General features: G+C 70.8%; 16 protein-coding genes. 7 read left to right on the top strand and 9 right to left on the bottom strand.

Annotation, left to right across the window (positions count from 1 at the left end; all coding sequences use genetic code 11):
- Window positions 1-39 precede the first annotated feature (39 nt).
- The 5 genes from AC0T5L_RS19805 to AC0T5L_RS19785 form a co-directional block, all read right to left on the bottom strand.
- Complete coding sequence (locus AC0T5L_RS19805; protein WP_476166940.1) at window positions 40-198, bottom strand: hypothetical protein; 159 nt, start codon at window positions 196-198, stop codon at window positions 40-42.
- An 89-nt stretch (window positions 199-287) separates the two neighbouring features.
- Window positions 288-932: a hypothetical protein gene (locus tag AC0T5L_RS19800; protein WP_476166939.1), complete on the bottom strand. Its 645-nt coding sequence runs from the start codon at window positions 930-932 to the stop codon at window positions 288-290.
- Window positions 933-1,492: 560 nt separating this feature from the next.
- A complete protein-coding gene (locus tag AC0T5L_RS19795; RefSeq protein WP_476166938.1) occupies window positions 1,493-2,650 on the bottom strand; it encodes an acyl-CoA dehydrogenase family protein in 1,158 nt (385 codons plus the stop codon).
- Complete coding sequence (locus AC0T5L_RS19790; protein ID WP_476166937.1) at window positions 2,647-4,782, bottom strand: acetyl/propionyl/methylcrotonyl-CoA carboxylase subunit alpha; 2,136 nt, start codon at window positions 4,780-4,782, stop codon at window positions 2,647-2,649. The genes AC0T5L_RS19795 and AC0T5L_RS19790 overlap by 4 nt, the downstream gene beginning before the upstream one ends.
- A 7-nt stretch (window positions 4,783-4,789) precedes the next feature.
- On the bottom strand, window positions 4,790-6,400 hold the full coding sequence (locus tag AC0T5L_RS19785; RefSeq protein ID WP_476166958.1) for a carboxyl transferase domain-containing protein: 1,611 nt from the start codon (window positions 6,398-6,400) through the stop codon (window positions 4,790-4,792).
- Between the two features lie 126 nt (window positions 6,401-6,526).
- On the opposite strand from AC0T5L_RS19785, the gene AC0T5L_RS19780 reads away from it, so the two are divergent.
- Window positions 6,527-7,111, top strand: coding sequence for an SACE_7040 family transcriptional regulator (locus tag AC0T5L_RS19780; protein WP_476166936.1), 585 nt, complete (start codon window positions 6,527-6,529; stop codon window positions 7,109-7,111).
- Window positions 7,112-7,177: 66 nt separating this feature from the next.
- On the opposite strand, the gene AC0T5L_RS19775 is transcribed toward AC0T5L_RS19780, so the two are convergent.
- On the bottom strand, window positions 7,178-7,405 hold the full coding sequence (locus tag AC0T5L_RS19775; RefSeq protein ID WP_476166935.1) for a hypothetical protein: 228 nt from the start codon (window positions 7,403-7,405) through the stop codon (window positions 7,178-7,180).
- A 297-nt stretch (window positions 7,406-7,702) separates the two neighbouring features.
- On the opposite strand from AC0T5L_RS19775, the gene AC0T5L_RS19770 reads away from it, so the two are divergent.
- A complete protein-coding gene (locus AC0T5L_RS19770; protein ID WP_476166934.1) occupies window positions 7,703-9,079 on the top strand; it encodes an NAD(P)/FAD-dependent oxidoreductase in 1,377 nt (458 codons plus the stop codon).
- 94 nt (window positions 9,080-9,173) lie between these two features.
- On the opposite strand, the gene AC0T5L_RS19765 is transcribed toward AC0T5L_RS19770, so the two are convergent.
- A complete protein-coding gene (locus AC0T5L_RS19765; RefSeq protein WP_476166933.1) occupies window positions 9,174-9,464 on the bottom strand; it encodes a metal-sensitive transcriptional regulator in 291 nt (96 codons plus the stop codon).
- A 301-nt stretch (window positions 9,465-9,765) separates the two neighbouring features.
- Here AC0T5L_RS19765 and AC0T5L_RS19760 point away from each other — a divergent pair, with 301 nt between their 5' ends.
- From AC0T5L_RS19760 to AC0T5L_RS19740, 5 genes are all read left to right on the top strand, one after another.
- On the top strand, window positions 9,766-10,011 hold the full coding sequence (locus tag AC0T5L_RS19760; RefSeq protein WP_476166932.1) for a DUF2630 family protein: 246 nt from the start codon (window positions 9,766-9,768) through the stop codon (window positions 10,009-10,011).
- 107 nt (window positions 10,012-10,118) lie between these two features.
- Window positions 10,119-10,760 carry a DUF4126 domain-containing protein gene (locus tag AC0T5L_RS19755; protein ID WP_476166931.1) on the top strand — a complete coding sequence of 214 codons (642 nt, stop codon included), beginning with the start codon at window positions 10,119-10,121 and terminating at the stop codon, window positions 10,758-10,760.
- 64 nt (window positions 10,761-10,824) lie between these two features.
- Window positions 10,825-11,499, top strand: coding sequence for an HAD family hydrolase (locus tag AC0T5L_RS19750; RefSeq protein ID WP_476166930.1), 675 nt, complete (start codon window positions 10,825-10,827; stop codon window positions 11,497-11,499).
- A gap of 296 nt (window positions 11,500-11,795) precedes the next feature.
- Window positions 11,796-13,829 (top strand): acetoacetate--CoA ligase, encoded by a 2,034-nt coding sequence (locus tag AC0T5L_RS19745; RefSeq protein ID WP_476166929.1) that lies wholly within the window; start codon window positions 11,796-11,798, stop codon window positions 13,827-13,829.
- Between the two features lie 174 nt (window positions 13,830-14,003).
- On the top strand, window positions 14,004-15,335 hold the full coding sequence (locus tag AC0T5L_RS19740; protein ID WP_476166928.1) for a heparan-alpha-glucosaminide N-acetyltransferase domain-containing protein: 1,332 nt from the start codon (window positions 14,004-14,006) through the stop codon (window positions 15,333-15,335).
- Here the strand turns inward: AC0T5L_RS19740 and AC0T5L_RS19735 are convergent.
- A complete protein-coding gene (locus tag AC0T5L_RS19735; protein ID WP_476166927.1) occupies window positions 15,310-15,999 on the bottom strand; it encodes a hypothetical protein in 690 nt (229 codons plus the stop codon). The genes AC0T5L_RS19740 and AC0T5L_RS19735 overlap by 26 nt on opposite strands.
- A gap of 58 nt (window positions 16,000-16,057) precedes the next feature.
- Complete coding sequence (locus AC0T5L_RS19730) at window positions 16,058-16,642, bottom strand: GNAT family N-acetyltransferase (RefSeq protein WP_476166957.1); 585 nt, start codon at window positions 16,640-16,642, stop codon at window positions 16,058-16,060.
- Between the last annotated feature and the right edge of the window lie 149 nt (window positions 16,643-16,791).

The following is a 16,791-nucleotide window of genomic DNA, read 5'->3' as shown; positions in this document are numbered from 1 at the left end:
CCCGGGGGATCGGGTGGGCGCTCCGCCGTTCGGGCCGTATCAGTTCTTGTCGTCCTGTGCCGAGGGCTCGTCGTCGTCGCGGAACAGGTCCGCGCGGGAGATGCGCGCGGTCGCGTTGGGGTCCGAGGCGGTTTCCTCCTCGTCGTCGCGGAACAGGTCCGCACGCGAGATGCGGTGCGTCGAGTTGGGGTCACTCATGAGGGTGCTACTCCTTGTTGCTACGGGGCAAGCGGATCCTATCCACCCTTCGAGGGGAAACCGCACGTCCGGATGGTGCACGGCGCCGCTCAGCGGCCCGGGGCGCGCCGTTTCCAGACCTCGGCGGGGATCCGCTCCACGAAGTCGATCAGGTAGTCGGCGGCGGTCAGGGCACGGTCGGGGTCCAGCCGCATGGCCGCCCAGGTGAGGACGTAGTCCCCGCTGAAGCGCACGGGCAGGGACCGCGACCGCGGATCGGCCAGCAGCCATTCGGTGACCACACCGTCGAGCACGGCCTCGGCGAACGCGGGGTCGTTGCCGGACGTGTGGAAGGCGCTGTCGAAGGTGTCGTCGGAGGCGTCCCGGTCCCGCCTGCGCAGGATCTCCAGTTCCGCGTTGGGCTCGGGGGTGCGCACGGCCACGACCCGGTGGGCGTGCCGACCCCTGCCCGGGCCTCTGCCCGCCGTGTGCGTCTGCTCGAAGGCGATCACCGGGTACTGGCGGCGGCGTCCGGTGAGCACGTGCTGGGCGCGCGGGTGCGGGCCGGCGGTGGACCGGGGCAGGGTGGCCTCCCCCAGCGGACGCGGAACGTGGTCGGTGTAGGTCCATCCCCGGGCATGTGCCCAGCCGCGCAGTTCGGCCGCGCGCTCCTGGTGGAAGTGCGCGGCGACCACGACCGCGCCAGCCGACACGACCACGGTGACCAGCGCGATCACAGACAGGGCGCCTTCCATCCGGTGTCTCCTCCGGGCGGGGGATGTGGTTGACCGTGGGACCGCCAGGAGCCCACCGCGGGGTGGTCGGGTTCGGGAGATCGGGGACCCGTGGCGGTACGGGTCCATTCTGTGTCGGTTAAGGGGACTTGTCACCCCTCAGGGAGCCTTCTCCCCGTCTCCTGGGAAACACATATCCCCACACCATTGACGGCCCACCCGGACCGTGTATTCCGGGATCGACCGGATGAAAGCCCGCCCCGTCCCCAGAGCCGGAACGCCCTCTCCGGAAACGGTCACGCATGCGGAAGGAGAAGGGCACGCACAGTAGCCGATGCGGAGGCGGGGTGATCCCGTGTCCGGAACCGGCCACGCGGTGTCCGCCCGGGTGCAGCTCTCGTCGCCGGTTGAGTAGTCCTCGCCGTCGTCCCCCGTGCTGTGGCCGGAGGGTTCCCCGACCAGGCCTTCGCACGGTTGATCTTGTACTTGCGGCCGAGTCCGGCGCCGAGAGCGTCCCCAAGTACAAGATCAACGAGAGGAGGAGCCCACCCGTCACACCGGTAGCGGTTCCGACCGGCGCACTACGCTGGGAGGTCCAGTTCGCGGGCGATGAGCATCTTCTGCACCTCGCTGGTGCCCTCCCCGATCTCCAGGATCTTGGCGTCGCGGTAGAACCGGCCCACCGGGTAGTCGTTCATGAACCCGTAGCCGCCGAACACCTGTGTGGCGTCGCGCGAGTTGTCCATGGCGGCGTTCGACGCCACCAGCTTGGCGATCGCCGCCTCCTTCTTGAACGGCTCGCCCGCCAGCATCCGCGAGGCCGCGTCGTAGTACGCCAGGCGCGCGGTGTACACGCGCGACTCCATCTCGGCGATCTTGAACTGGATCGCCTGGTAGCTGCCGATGGAGTTGCCGAACGCGTGCCGCTCGTGGGCGTAGCGCACGCTCTCGTCCACGCATCCCTGCGCCAGCCCGACCGACAGCGCCGCGATCGCGATGCGGCCCTCGTCCAGGATCCGCAGGAACTGCGCGTACCCGCGCCCGCGCTCGCCGACCAGGTTGGCCTCGGGGACCCGGCAGTCCTCGAACACCAGCTCATTGGTGTCGGAGGCGTTCCAGCCCACCTTCGAGTACTTCTGGCCCACCGAGAAGCCCGGCGTGCCCGCGGGTACCAGGATCGAGGAGATCTCCGGGCGGCCGTCCTCGCGGCGGCCCGTCACGGCGGTGACGGTCACCAGCGTGGTGATGTCCGTGCCCGAGTTGGTGATGAACGACTTCGTCCCGTTGATCACCCATTCGCCGCCCTCCAGACGGGCCGTGGTCTTCGTGGCGCTCGCGTCGGAGCCGCCGTCCGGCTCGGTCAGCCCGAACGCGCCCAGCGCCTCGCCAGAGCACAGCCGGGGCAGGTGGGTCCGCTTCTGCTCCTCGGTACCGAAGCGGAAGATCGGCATCGCGCCCAGCGACACCCCAGCCTCCAGGGTGATGGCCACCGACGAGTCCACCCGGGCGAGCTCCTCCAGCGCCAGGCACAGCGCGAAGTAGTCACCGCCCATGCCCCCGTGTTCCTCGGGGAACGGCAGCCCGAACAGGCCCATCCGGCCCATCTTGGCGATGACCTCGTACGGGAAGGCCTCCCGTTCGTAGTAGTCGCCGATGACCGGGGCGACCTCGCTGCGCGCGAACTCCTCCACGGCGGCCCGTAGGTCGGCGTGCTCGGTCGAGAGTTGGTGACGGTTCATCGCTGGATCTCCTCGCTGGTGGCGGGGGCGGACGCGCCCTGGGTGTCGGCGGGTTCGTCCCGGACGGGTTCGACGGTGACCAGGACGGCGTCCATGGGTACGGACGCGCCGGGACGCACCGCCACGGTCGCGACGGTCCCGTCGACGGGTGAGGTGATGGAGTGCTCCATCTTCATGGCCTCGACGACGGTGAGCGGGGTTCCCGCCCTCACCCGCTGCCCCACCTCGACCGGGACTTCGAGCACCGTCCCGGGCATGGGGCTGCGGACCGTGCCGTCGGCGGCGGCCTCGTCGTCGCGCAGGGCGGCCGCGACGGGCTCCTCGTGCAGGGCCCACGCGGCACCGTCCGTGCCCAGCCACCGGTGCGCGGTGGCCGGGTCGTGGGCGCGCCTGTAGGTGCGGGTGCGGCCCGCGTAGGTGACGGTCAACCAGGCTCTGTCGGGGGAGCGGCGGACCCGGGCAGCGACGGGTTCCCCTCGTCGCCGCCCTCCACCGCCCTCGACCGACGCCTCCGGCGCGGCTTCCTCCACCCGCACCCAGTAGGTACCCCGTCCCACACGCCGTACGTGGACGACGGCGGAGTCGCGTCGGGACGCCCGCAGCCGCCACGGCGTCCACGCCCGTTCGCCCATCCGCCACCCGTCGGGGACGGCGAACCGGTCCGCGGTGGCGGGCCCCTCCAGGTCCAGCTGGTGGTCCAGGGCCGCAGCCGCGTACACGTCCTCGGGAAGGGTCTCGGGGGTGGGCTCGGGCGGGTCGGACTCGATCAGGTCGGTGCTCAGGTCACCGGCCACCACGCGCGGGTGGCGCAGCAGTCGGCGCAGGAACGCGGTGTTGGTGACGCAGCCGAGCAGCAGGTAGCCGGCCAGGGCGTGGTCCATCCGGTGCAGCGCCTTGGCACGGTCGGGGCCCCAGGTGATCACCTTGGCGAGCATCGGGTCGAACGCGGAGGTGATCTCGACGCCCACGTCGGTCCCCGAGTCCACCCGGACCTCTTGGCCGGAGGGCTCGACGAGGGACAGGACCGGTCCGCCCGTGGGCAGGAAGCCCCGGTCGGCGTCCTCGGCGTAGATCCGTGACTCCACGGCGTGCCCGTGCCAGGACACGTCCTCCTGGGCGAAGGGCAGGGACTCGCCCGCCGCCACCAGCACCTGGAGCTCGACCAGGTCGACGCCGCGCTCGCCGCGCACGGTCACGACCTTCTCGGTGACCGGGTGCTCCACCTGGAGGCGGGTGTTCATCTCCAGGAACGAGAAGGACAGCTCACCGTCGGAGTCCGCCTCGGCGATGAACTCCACCGTGCCCGCGCCCACGTACCCGCAGGAGCGGGCGGCGGCCACGGCGGCCTCGCCCATGGTGGCGCGCTGGGCGTGGGTGAGTAGCGGGGAGGGCGCCTCCTCCACCACCTTCTGGTGGCGGCGCTGGAGGCTGCACTCGCGTTCGCCCAGGTGGACGACGTTGCCGTGGCCGTCGGCCAGAACCTGTACCTCGATGTGGCGGGGCCTCTGCACGAGCCGCTCCACCAGCAGGGTGGAGTCGCCGAAGGCGGCCAGGGCCTCCCTGCGGGCGGCCACGGCGCCGGCGACGAGCTCGTCGGGGGAGTGCACTGCCCGCATGCCCTTGCCGCCGCCGCCGGAGGAGGGTTTGATGAGCAGTGGATAGCCGACCTCGGTGGCGGCGTCGAGCAGTGCGTCCTCGCCCAGGGGTTGGCCGGGCTTCTCGGTGAACCCGCCCAGGACGGGCACGCCCGCGGCGGCCACCGTGTCCTTGGCGCGGATCTTGTCGCCCATCGCCTCGATGGCCGAGGAGGGAGGGCCGATGAAGGTCAGCCCGGCGTCGGCGCAGGCCCGTGCGAAGTCGGCGTTCTCGGACAGGAAGCCGTAGCCGGGGTGCACCATGGTGGCGCCGCCGTCAAGGGCGGCGGCCACGATCGCGGCGGCGTCCAGGTAGCCCTCCACCCGCAGGGCGCGGTCGGCGGCCAGGGTATGCGGGGAGTCGGTGTCGGCGTCGGTGTGCACAGCCACCGAGCCGATCCCCATGTGGTTCAGGGTGCGGATGATCCGTAGAGCGATCTCGCCCCGGTTGGCGACGAGCACCGTCGCGGAGGCCAGTGGTCGTGACGTGGTGGTCAAGGGTTCCTCACATCCGGAAGACGCCGTAGCCCACCGGATCCAACGGTGCGTGGCGGGCGGCGGACAGGGCCATGGCGAGTACGTCGCGGGTGTCGGCGGGGTCGATCACGCCGTCGTCCCACAGGCGCGCGGTGGAGTAGTACGGGCTGCCCTGCTCCTCGTACTGGTCGCGGATGGGGGTCTTGAAGGCCTCCTCGTCCTCGGCGGACCACTCCTCGCCGCGTGCGGCGAGTTGGTCGCGGCGGACGGTGGAGAGTACCGAGGCGGCCTGCTCACCGCCCATCACCGAGATGCGGGCGCCCGGCCACATCCACAGGAAGCGGGGCGAGTAGGCCCGGCCGCACATGCTGTAGTTGCCCGCGCCGAAGGAGCCGCCGATGACCATGGTGAACTTGGGGACGCGGGCGCACGCCACCGCGGTGACCATCTTCGCGCCGTGCTTGGCGATGCCGCCCGCCTCGTACTCGCGCCCCACCATGAACCCGGAGATGTTCTGTAGGAACACCAGCGGCACGCCGCGCCGGTCGCACAGCTCGATGAAGTGGGCGCCCTTGAGCGCGGACTCGGCGAACAGGATGCCGTTGTTGGCGACGATGCCGACCGGGTGGCCGTGGATGTGCGCGAACCCGGTGACCAGCGTGGTGCCGTACTCGGCCTTGAACTCGGTGAACTCGCTGCCGTCCACGACGCGGCCGATGACCTCGCGTACGTCGTAGGGGGTGCGGGTGTCGGCTGGGACCACCCCGTACAGCTCTTCGGGGTCCAGCTCCGGAGGGCGGGGCTCGCGTACCTCCCAGGCGGGTGGCTCGGGCGGCCCCAGGGTGTCGGCGATGCGTCGGACGGTGGTCAGTGCGTGGGCGTCGTCGTCGGCCAGGTGGTCGGTGACCCCCGACACGCGCGAGTGCAGGTCGCCGCCGCCCAGGTCCTCGGCGGTGACGACCTCGCCGGTGGCGGCCTTCACCAGGGGCGGTCCGCCCAGGAAGACCGTGCCTTGCTCGCGGACGATGACCGCCTCGTCGCTCATCGCCGGGACGTAGGCGCCGCCCGCGGTGCACGATCCCAGCACCGCCGCGATCTGCGGGATGCCCAACTTGGACATGGTGGCCTGGTTGTAGAAGATCCGGCCGAAGTGCTCCCGGTCGGGGAACACGTCGTCCTGCATGGGTAGGAACGCGCCGCCGGAGTCGGCGAGGTAGACGCACGGCAGCCGGTTGTGCAGCGCCACCTCCTGGGCGCGCAGGTGCTTCTTGACGGTCATGGGGTAGTAGCTGCCGCCCTTGACCGTGGCGTCGTTGGCGACCACGACCATGGGGCGGCCCATGACATGGCCCACGCCCGCGATCATCCCGGCCCCGGGGGCGTCCTGGCCGTTTCGGCCGTAGAGCCCGTAGGCGGCCAGGGGGGAGATCTCCAGGAAGGGGGAGCCCGGGTCGAGGAGGAGGTCGACACGGTCGCGCGGCAGGAGTTTGCCGCGTTCGACGTGCCGTGCCCGGGTCTTCTCCGGGCCGCCCAGGGCCGCGGTGGCGATCCGCTCGCGCAGCTCCAGGGCGAGGGCGCGGTTCGCCGCGTCGTTGGCGGCGAACGCGGGCCCGGCGGTGTCCACCGCGGTGCCGAGCACAGGTGCCCTGCTCATGTCGTCCTCTCGTGGAGGGATGTTAATGCTTACTAACATCTGCGATGTTAGTAACTACTAACATGGGTGTCCAGGGCCCGGCTCGTCACCGGGGCGAACGAGGAGGGGTGGATGGCTGTCAGACCCACGGGGCGGCGCAGGACGGCGATCCTCGGCGCGGCGGCGGAGCTCTTCGCTGAGCGCGGCTACCGGGGGGTGTCCATCGACGACCTCGGGCGCGCCGTCGGCACCACCGGTCCCGCCCTGTACCGGCACTTCTCCGGCAAACAGGAACTGCTCGGCGAGGTGCTGGTGGACATCAGCGACCGGCTGGCGGGGCGGGGGCGGGAACTGGCCGCGCGGGCGGCGGGCGCCGAGGAGGCCCTGGACGCGCTGCTGCGCGGGCACATCGCCTTCGCGCTGGACGAGCCAGCCCTGATCACCGTGCACGACCGGGAGCTGGGCAACCTCACCGAAACCGACCGGCGCCGGGTGCGCCGTCTTCAGCGCGGCTACGTCGAGCAGTGGGTGGGTGTGCTCGCCGAACTGCGTCCGGGCGCCTCGCCCGCCGTTCTGCGGGCCGCCGTGCACGCCGCGTTCGGACTGCTCAACTCCACGCCGCACAGCCGGGGGGAACTGTCGCGCCAGCAGATGGCGCAGCTGCTGCTGGACATGGGACGGGCCGCCCTGACCGCGCCCGCCACGTTGCCGCGCTGAGCGGTGCGCGGTGTGCGGTGCGCGGCTCACCTTCGGACCCACCCCGCACACCGGCTCGCGTGCCTCCTACGGCAGGGTGTCGCTGGCTCCCTCCGCGGGGGTCACGGTGTCCACGGGGGCCTCCTGGACGGGACCGGTTTCCGACCCGTTGAGGCCGTGCCCCAGCAGGTCGCTGAGGACATGGCCGAGGATCCCCTCGTCGGTGGTGGTCTCGGCGAGGGCGGCGCCCGCGCCGAACGCGGTCAGCCCTCCGGCCAGCATGGTCACGGCAGCGATCCTGGTGAACGCGCGCATACGTGTTCACGACTCCCTTCGTGTCGCACTCCAGTACTTACTGTGATAATCCTGTTACAGAGAGGTACTTCATGTCCACGAACCTCCGCATACGGGAGTTTCGGAGCGGCCGTGGGCCGGATTCGCACAGGGACTCGTCAAGAGCGGGCAAAGTCCTCCAAACGTCGTGCATGGGAGCCAGCGGACAGCCCCGCGCTCCGTACATTGGCCGCGGCGGAGTGGGTAGTGCTGCGTCCAACGGCTACAGACGCACTGAAGGCGTCCCGCCCCACGACACGGAGAAGGAGCGCTGTACATATGTCTCGGCCTCGGATCGTGGTGGTCGGCGCGGGTTTTGGCGGTCTACACACCCTGCGCCACCTCGAACGCCGTATCCCGGCGAGTGCGGCGGACATCGCCCTCGTCGCGCCGCACGACTACATGCTCTACAGTCCACTGCTGCCCCAGGTGGCTTCGGGGCTGCTCACACCGCAGTCGGTGGCCATGTCCGTGCACCGGCTCACCAAGCAGACCAGGCTCATCCCCGGGCACGCCATCGGCGTGGACACACAGGACCGGGTGATCGTCGTACGGCGGCCCACCGGTGAACTCGCCCCGGTGCGCTACGACCGCCTGGTCATGGCTCCTGGCGGGGTCACCCGGGCCTTCGACATCCCGGGCCTGTCCGAGCACGCCTACGGCGCCAAGACCCTGGCCGAGGCGGTGCTCCTGCGCGACCACGTGCTCGCCCAGCTGGAGCTGGCCAACGACAGCCGTGACCCGGCCGAGCGCGAGGAGCGCTGCCGCTTCGTCGTCGTCGGCGGCAGCTACACCGGCGTGGAGACCGCGGCATCGCTCATGCGCCTGTGCGAGGAGGCGGCCAAGCGCTATCCGGATCTGCGCTCGGTGATCCGCTGGCACCTGGTCGACATCGCGCCCAAGGTGCTGCCCGAGCTCGGCGACCGCCTCGGTGGCAAGGCGCTCGACATGCTGCGCTCCATGGGCATCGAGGTCAAGCTGAAGGTCTCCGTGCGAGAGGTGACCGCAGACAAGGTGGTCCTCACCGACGGCCGCGCCCTGCCCAGCCGCACCCTCATCTGGACGGCGGGCGTCTCGCCCAGCCCGCTGATGGAGACCCTGGACAAGCCCACCCAGAAGGGCCGGCTGGAGGTGGACGCCGACCTGCGGGTGCCCGGACTCGACGACGTGTTCGCGATCGGCGACGCCGCGGCGGTGCCCAACCTCTCGCACGAGGAGAACGCCTACTGCCCGCCGACGGCCCAGTACGCCACACGCCAGGCGTCCACCGTCGCCGAGAACGTGGTCTCGTCCGTCCTGGGGCGCCCGTTGAAGGAATTCCGGCACAGGGACATGGGTCTGGTGGTGGACCTGAGCGGAAACGACGCGCTGGCGCGCGTCATGCAGATGGAACTGAGCGGGCTGCCCGCACTGGGTGTCACCCGCGGCTACCACATGCTGGCGGTGCCCTCCGGGACCGCGCGGGCGCGCATCCTGGCCAACTGGGGCATCCGGGCGTTCACCGGCGGCGACATCTCGCGCCTGGGGTTCGCCGACGGCGAGCGGCCGTCGTCGTTCGTGGCCAACGAGGCGGTCGACTACCTGGACGCGCAGACCACGCGCAGAGAGGGCTCGCGCCTGATGGACAACCTGCGCGAGCGTTACGGCGAGGACTGAGGGGCGTACCGGGCCAGTGGCGTGGGCGCCTCGCCGTGCACCGGTCGACCAGCCGCGGCGGTGGCTGGTCGACCGGTGCACGGCTGTGGAGGGCTCAGGAACGGACCATGCGGGCGATCGCGTCGGAGGCCTCGCGCACCTTCTCGTCCGCGTCGTCGCCGCCGTTGGCGACCGCGTTGGACACGCAGTGCTTGAGGTGCTCGTCGAGCATGGACAGCGCGAAGGACTGCAATGCCTTGTTCGCCGCCGAGGTCTGGGTCAGGATGTCGATGCAGTACTGGTCGGACTCGACCATCCGTTGCAGGCCGCGGATCTGTCCCTCGATACGGCGTAGCCGGTTGATGTGACTCTGCTTGTCGTTACTGTAACCGTGGGTCGCAGCCATGCTCCCGCTTCCGTGTCGTTCCTGCTCAGATGCCATTACCATACCCCCTTGCGGTATTCAACGACGGGGGGTGGGAGCGCATTCCGCCGGTGCGTGCCCTTCGGGTGCGCGTTTCACCGCCAATGTGGCGTCAACAGGAGTTTCCCAGACGAACGGGGGGCGGACACCGGTGCCGGGGCGTCGGTCGAGTCCGTACCCGGCCCCGGGCGTCCGTCACCTGTGGCAAACGACGGGTTTGAACTGGGTAAATCGCAGGGGCGGGGTCCTTGCCCAACCCCCGGGTCGAGCCCACCATGGCGGTATGAGTGACAGAGCCGAGAACGACATCATGGCCACCATCCGGGGTTTGATCGACGAGGAGCACGGCCTCCGCGCCACCCCCGAAGGGCTGGACCCGGACGAGCGTGCCCGCATGAAGAAGGTCGAGCAGGCGCTCGACCAGTGCTGGGACCTGCTCCGGCAGCGGCGGGCCCGCAGCGAGTTCGATCAGAACCCCGACGAGGCCGAGGTCCGGCCGGTCTCCGAAGTCGAGAACTACCGACAGTAGGCACCGAAAGGCGAAACCTCACGTGCTCCGCGAGCGTCAACACGTGTACACAGGCGCCGGGGCGGGAACCGCACGGCCCCGCCCCCACGGAGCACCGAAGGAAGTGCATGTTCGCCACACTCACCGGCCTGGGCCTGGCCTCCGCGGCGGGGCTCAACGCCTACATCCCCCTCCTGGCGGTCGGGCTGATCGCTCGTTTCACCGACCTGCTCCCGCTCGGCGAATCCTGGCAGTGGATCGAGCACCCCGTTACCCTCGTGACCCTCGCCGTTCTGTTGGCCGTGGAGTTCGCAGCGGACAAGACGCCCGCCCTCGACAGCGCCAACGACCTCCTGCAAACCGCCGTGCGCCCCACATCGGGCGGCATCGCCTTCGGTTCGGGCGCCTCCGCCGTGGAGATCACCGAGCTCACCGAGATCACCGGTGCGGCCTCCGGTGCGGCTGCGGGGGACGGGGGCTCCTGGGGCCCGGTCGCCGCCGGCGTGGTCATCGCCCTGGTGTTCCACCTGTGCAAAGCCACGGCCCGGCCGGTGGTCAACACCATGACCATCGGTTGCGCCGCCCCCGTCGTCTCCCTCCTGGAGGACGCGGTCAGCTTCGTCACCTCGCTGCTGGCCATCCTGCTGCCCGTCCTCGTCCTCGTGGTCTTCCCGCTCATGGTGTTGGCCGGTGCGTGGGCGGTCCGACGCAGGCGCCGTCTGGGCCGTGGACGGCGCGAACCCGGAGCGGAGCGGGCCAGGGGGGCGTGAACCCCGGCTGAAGTGGTGTAAAACGCATATCCGTACTCGGACGAGTGCCCGTAAAGTGCAGCCAATGGCTGAGAAGACTTTTGACCGAAACGACATCACCCACATCGTCTGGGACTGGAACGGCACCCTCCTGGACGACAACCACGCCAACCTCGCGGCGGTGAACGCCGTGTGCGAGCTGTTCGGTCGCGACCCCGTGGAGATGGACTACTGGCGCTCCGTCTTCCGGCGCCCCCTCATCCCCTGCTACGAGGAGCTCCTCGGCCGCGCCCTGGAGGACGGCGAGTGGAAGCGGGTCGAGCAGCTCTACGACAGCAGCTACCTGAAGTACCTGCCCTCCTGCGAGCTGACCGTGGGCGTTCCCGACGTGCTGCACGAGTGGGCCGGAAGCGGGGGGACACAGTCCCTGCTGTCCATGGCCTCGCACGACCACCTGGTGCCGCTCATCACCGAGCGCGGGCTGACCTCCCACTTCACCCGGGTGGACGGTCGCCAGTTCGAGACCGAGCAAGACTCCAAGGCGGAGCACTTGGTACGCCACCTCGAACAGCAGGGCATCGACCCGTCCCGGGCCGTGCTGGTCGGCGACATCGACGACGACGCCCGCGCCGCGCGCGAGGCCGGGGCCCACTCCATCCTGGTCGCCACCGGCCTGATGTCCCGCGACCGCCTGGAGGCGACCGGATCCCCCGTGGTCGACTCCGCGGTGGCGGCCGTGGCCGCGCTACGCGAGGCCTGACCGCCGGAGCACGGGAACAGGTCCGCCGCCACCGGCTGGAACCGGCGTCCGGTGGCGAAGAGATCCCCTCATCCGCCCTCTCCGAGGCCGCCGCGGTCGTCAATGGGGGCCTCCCACACCAGTGCGCCCGCCGCCGGGTGGTCCTTCCACAGCCGCGGCCGCCCTGCCGGTGACCTGCGCACTCGGTAGGAGCCCCGGCCCCAGTTAGCCCGAGGCCGGGGCACCGTCGCGTGCATGCGATGTTGTTAGATGGGCCTCACAGCAACACACAGCCGCGCAAATGGGAAGGCGGGCCAATGACGGAGAGCAGTGTGCCCCGTGTGCTCTGGCAGCCCGACGAGGAGAGGATCGCCTCCTCCAACATCGTCGCGTTCGCCAGGTGGGCCGCGGAGAACAAGGGGGCCCGGGCCTTCGGAGAGGGAGAGGCCACCTCCGCGTCCTTTGACTACGACTCCCTGTGGCGTTGGTCGGTCACCGACATCGACGGCTTCTGGGAATCGGTCTGGGAGTACTACGGCGTCCGCTCCGAGACGCCCTACGAGCGGGTCCTGGGCGAGCGGAACATGCCCGGCGCCGAGTGGTTCCCCGGCGCCACCCTCAACTACGTCCGACACGTCTTCGAGGGCCGCGACGACGACCGCGTCGCCATCCGGCATGCCACCGAGCTGCGCGGCCTGGGACAGTGGACCTGGGGCGAACTGCGTCGCCGTACCGCCGCCATCGCCGCCGGACTGCGTGAACTCGGTGTGGGCCCCGGCGACCGTGTCGTCGCCTACCTGCCCAACCTGCCCGAGACCGTCGCGGCGTTCTACGCCGCGGCCTCCCTCGGCGCGGTCTGGTCCTCCTGCTCCCCGGACTTCGGCGTGCGCAGCGTCATCGACCGCTTCGCGCAGATCGAGCCCAAGGTCCTCCTCGCCGTCGACGGCTACCGCTACGGCGGCAAGGACTTCGACCGCCGCCCGGTCGTGGAGGAGTTGCGCACGTCCCTGCCCACCGTCGAGCACACCGTCCTCCTCGACTACCTCCATCCCGGACAGCCGCTCGAGGGCACCCTTTCCTGGGACCGGCTGGAGGAGTCCGGCGCCGGAGCCGCACTGGAGTTCACCCCCGTCCCCTTCGACCACCCCCTGTGGGTGCTCTACTCCTCGGGCACTACCGGCCTGCCCAAGGCCATCGTCCAGGGACACGGCGGCATCCTCCTCGAACAGCTCAAGAACCTGCACCTGCACCTGGACGCCCAGGAGCACGACCGGGTCCTCTGGTACACCACCACCGGCTGGATGATGTGGAACTTCCTGGTCAGCGTCCTGCTGACCGAGGCCTCCATCGTCCTGTACGACGGCAGTCCCGCCCACCCGTTCAAGGGACGGTCTCCGGCCGCGGCACCCCCCTCTCCCGACCTGGGCGCCCTGTGGGACCTGGCCGCCGACGCCGAGGTCACCGTCTTCGGTACCAGCGCCGGATTCCTCTCCTCCTGCATGAAGGAGGGCGTCAGCCCCCGCCGGGGCCGGGACCTGTCCGGGCTCAGGGCCATCGGCTCCACCGGTTCCCCGCTCAGCCCCGAGGCCTTCACCTGGGTCTACGACGAGTTCGGCGAGGACCTCTGGCTGTTCTCCACCTCCGGCGGCACCGACGTGTGCAGCTGCCTGGTCGGCGGAACGCCCACCCTGCCGGTCCACGAGGGCGAGATCCAGTCCCGCGCCCTCGGGATGGCCGTCGCATCCTGGGACCCCGACGGAAGGGAACTCGTCAACGAGGTCGGCGAACTCGTCGTCACCCAGCCCGCCCCGTCCATGCCCCTCTTCCTCTGGGGCGACGACAGCGGCGAGCGCCTCCACGACAGCTACTTCTCCGTCTACCCGGGCGTCTGGCGCCACGGCGACTGGATCGAGATCACCGACCGCGGCACCGCCATCATCTACGGCCGCTCCGACTCCACCATCAACCGCGGTGGCGTGCGCATGGGCACCAGCGAGATCTACCGCGCCGTCCTCGCCCTCGACGAGGTCATCGACGCCCTCGTGGTGGACGTGCCCCAGCCCGACGGCTCCTCCAAGATCGAGCTGTTCACCGTCCTGCGTGAGGGAGCCGACCTTGAGGGCGACCTTCCCAAGGAGATCGCCCGCCGCATCCGCACCGACTGTTCCCCCCGCCACGTTCCCGACCGAGTCCGCGTCATCAGCGCCGTCCCCCGAACCCTGTCCGGCAAAGTCCTGGAGGTTCCGGTCAAGCGCGTCCTCATGGGGGAGAGCCCCGACAAGGTCGCCAGCCGTGACTCGCTGGCCAACCCCGAGGCGCTCGACTTCTTCAGCGACCTGACGGAGGAGTAGGGCCCGCGGCGCCCGGGTTGACGGCGGTGGCTCCCGTCCCCGGCAACCCGGGCGCCGCGTGCGGGGAGGCGGAACGTCCTGTCTCCTCTCGGCACGTGCTCGTGGCCGTCTCCGGCCATGCGGGGGAAGCCGTTCACTGTCCGCCGTGTGGTGCGGGGGCATAGCCTGGCGGTCGTGGCACAGAACCAGTCTGACGACACCTCCGCCGCGCCCGTGGGCGCGTCCTCTCCGAAGAACCGGATCGACGGCATCGACGCGGCGCGCGCCCTCGCGGTCCTCGGGATGTTCGTCGTCCACCTCGGTGTGGACTCGATGGGCTTCCTGTCTCCGGAGAACTACGCCTGGGACCTGCACAGCATCGTGCGGGGCAACTCCTCGGCGCTCTTCGCCCTTCTGGCGGGGGTCTCCCTGGCGATGATGACCGGACGCACCGCCCCGGTGGGCGGCGACCCGCTGCGCAGGGCGGGCGTGCGCATCCTCACCCGCGCGGCGCTCATCGGCGTGCTCGGCTTCCTGCTGGACATCATGGCGGTCCCGGTCGCCGTCATCCTCACCTACTACGCGGGCTTCTTCATCCTGGCGCTGCCGCTGGTCAAACTGCGTTCAGGCATGCTGTGGACCGTGGCGGGCGCCCTGGCGGTGGTCGGCCCGCCGGTCTCGTTCCTGCTGCGGGACGGCTTCTTCCCGCCCACCCCGCGCACGGGCGCGGTCACGTCCTTCACCGAGTTCTTCCTGACCGGCTACTACCCGGCGGTCACCTTCATGGTCTACGTGTTCGCCGGAATGGCGGTGGGACGCCTGGACCTGACCGCCACGGCGGTGCGGCTTCGCCTGCTGGCCACCGGCACCGTACTGCTGGTGTCCAGCTACGCGGGCTCCTGGCTGCTGCTGCACCCCATGGGCGGCCTGGACCGTCTGGTGGAGACGAGCGGTCCCGCCCTGACGGGCCTCTCCCCCGACACGGTCACCGACCCGGGGGTGTTGGAGGAGGTGCGCTACGCGGTGACCGACAAGATGGAGTCGATCTCCGGCCAGGTGCCCACCGACTCCTGGTGGTGGCTGGCGATCAGCACGCCCCACACCGGCACCACCTTCGAGATGGCCGAGGCGATCGGTCAGGGGCTCGTGGTGCTGGTGGTGTGCATGTTCCTGTGTGACCGCGTCCGCTTCCTCATGTATCCGCTGACCTCGGTCGGCCGGATGCCGTTGACCGTCTACGCCGGGCACATCCTGGCCCTGGCGGTGGTCATCTCCCTCTCCGGGGTCGAGTGGCGCCAGCCCTGGCTGCTGGAGCAGTTCGTCCTCGCCTCCCTGCTCTTCGCCACCCTGTGGCGGCTGGTCGTGGGCAGGGGCCCGGCCGAGATCGTCCTCGGTGAGGCGGCCAACGGCATGGTCTCCCTGATGGAGGAACGCGGAGCTGTTGACGGCGGCCGTCCCGGAGGTCCTCCCGAGGGCCCCTCCGGCGGCTCCGCCGACGGTCCTACCGGTGGTCGTCCCGGCGGGTGATGTTGGCCGAGGTGCGGTCGCGGTGGGCGAGGGTGTCGGTGGTGGTCCGGGAGTTCTGCCGCATGAGCCTTCGTGCGTCGTCGGCCGCCGACCGCGCCACCGACGGGCTGGCCACGGGGCGCTTGGACACCTCCGCGTCCTCGGGCAGGCCGATCTCCATCGGCAGGCCCGCTCTGCTGATCACCCGCAGTTGGGCGGCCTCCTGTGACTTGGAGGGCCGGATGTCGCCGTTGGGGGTCCGCCACGCCTTCATGCGGGCGCGCAGCCAGTCGGTGCCCAGGTAGTCCGGGCCGCTCGGCCACGGCACGCCGTCGGGCCGGTGGCCCAGGGCGTGCAGCACGTCGGCGACGGTCCACCCGGCTGAGAAGAACCGCGCGGTCTCACCCCGCAGTATCCGAAAGTCCACCCGGCGCAGCGAGGGGTCCTCACGTCGCAGGGCCTCGCAGGCGTTGTGTACGTCGCGCGGTGTGTGCCGGGGACGGTGCAGCGGATCGGCCTCGGGCTTGCGCAGCAGCGAGTCGTCCAAGGTCACGATCACCTCGCCCCGGCGGTTGTCCCAGATACTGACCTCCTCGCGCGCCCAGCCCTGGCCCTCGGCCAGGGCCGTGGCCATTCTCCGCAGGTCGACCTGGTCGTCGTCGCTACTGATCCGGAACTCCGCCATGGTGACAGGGTAGGCGCTCTCGCCCGGATCCCGTCGCGAGTCCCCTCACGTGTCCTGCTCAGGCCTCCGGGGCCAGGGGACGGACCATCACCAGCTGGGTGTCGCCCGAGCCGTCGACGAAGCGGTGCCCGGTGAAGGAGAAGCCGGCGGCCCGGTAGACGTGCGTCGCCGCGCGGTTGGCCTCGTTGACGCACAGCACCAGTTCCGTGGCGTGCGGCGCGATCTCGGAAGCCAGCCGGTCCAGCAGCGGGGCGGAGCACGCCGCCCGCCCGTAGCCCCTTCCCTGCCAGGCCGTGGTGACGTAGAAGGCGCGCAGCAGTACGGCGTGCGCGGGGTCGGCGACGAGGTCGCGCGTGTGTACGGCCCGGTCCAGGACGCCGAACCCGGCACAGGCGGCCCGGGCCTCTCCGGCGTCGGTGACGGGAGACCCGGCGGCGGCGATCGCGAAGGGTGTGCGAGCCGGGTCGGCGTCGGCGATGGGAAGAGTGGTCACCGGCAGGCTCACGTATCCGCGTTGGCCGGGCGGCAGGCGGTGCCGAAGCGCGGCCTCCCGCAGCAGGGCCGCCTCCGGAACGTCCCGGTCCAACCGCACCAGGCGCACCGCTTCCGTCCCGTCCGGCGCGGCTCCGCCACCGGTCGGCACGGCTCCGCTCCCGTCCACGCCCTCGCTCAGGTTCTCGCGGCGGTCGGCCTGTCCCGCTGTGCCCACTGGCAGCCTCATTCCTCTCGGTTCGCGCCAGTCTCGCACCTCGCCCCATCCGCCTCGGAGGAGTGGTCCGGTCTGGACCGGAC

Source organism: Nocardiopsis sp. TRM 82005 (assembly GCF_056312425.1).
Note: the sequence above shows the minus strand (reverse complement) of the source record. Positions and strands in the feature narration are given on the sequence as shown.

Bases quoted from the DNA above. Each gene is read 5' to 3' on its own strand.
- AC0T5L_RS19805 (WP_476166940.1), bottom strand. From the start codon at position 198: ATGAGTGACCCCAACTCGACGCACCGCATCTCGCGTGCGGACCTGTTC.
- AC0T5L_RS19800 (WP_476166939.1), bottom strand. From the start codon at position 932: ATGGAAGGCGCCCTGTCTGTGATCGCGCTGGTCACCGTGGTCGTGTCG.
- AC0T5L_RS19795 (WP_476166938.1), bottom strand. From the start codon at position 2,650: ATGAACCGTCACCAACTCTCGACCGAGCACGCCGACCTACGGGCCGCC.
- AC0T5L_RS19780 (WP_476166936.1), top strand. From the start codon at position 6,527: ATGGCTGTCAGACCCACGGGGCGGCGCAGGACGGCGATCCTCGGCGCG.
- AC0T5L_RS19775 (WP_476166935.1), bottom strand. From the start codon at position 7,405: ATGCGCGCGTTCACCAGGATCGCTGCCGTGACCATGCTGGCCGGAGGG.
- AC0T5L_RS19770 (WP_476166934.1), top strand. From the start codon at position 7,703: ATGTCTCGGCCTCGGATCGTGGTGGTCGGCGCGGGTTTTGGCGGTCTA.
- AC0T5L_RS19765 (WP_476166933.1), bottom strand. From the start codon at position 9,464: ATGGCTGCGACCCACGGTTACAGTAACGACAAGCAGAGTCACATCAAC.
- AC0T5L_RS19760 (WP_476166932.1), top strand. From the start codon at position 9,766: ATGAGTGACAGAGCCGAGAACGACATCATGGCCACCATCCGGGGTTTG.
- AC0T5L_RS19755 (WP_476166931.1), top strand. From the start codon at position 10,119: ATGTTCGCCACACTCACCGGCCTGGGCCTGGCCTCCGCGGCGGGGCTC.
- AC0T5L_RS19750 (WP_476166930.1), top strand. From the start codon at position 10,825: ATGGCTGAGAAGACTTTTGACCGAAACGACATCACCCACATCGTCTGG.
- AC0T5L_RS19745 (WP_476166929.1), top strand. From the start codon at position 11,796: ATGACGGAGAGCAGTGTGCCCCGTGTGCTCTGGCAGCCCGACGAGGAG.
- AC0T5L_RS19735 (WP_476166927.1), bottom strand. From the start codon at position 15,999: ATGGCGGAGTTCCGGATCAGTAGCGACGACGACCAGGTCGACCTGCGG.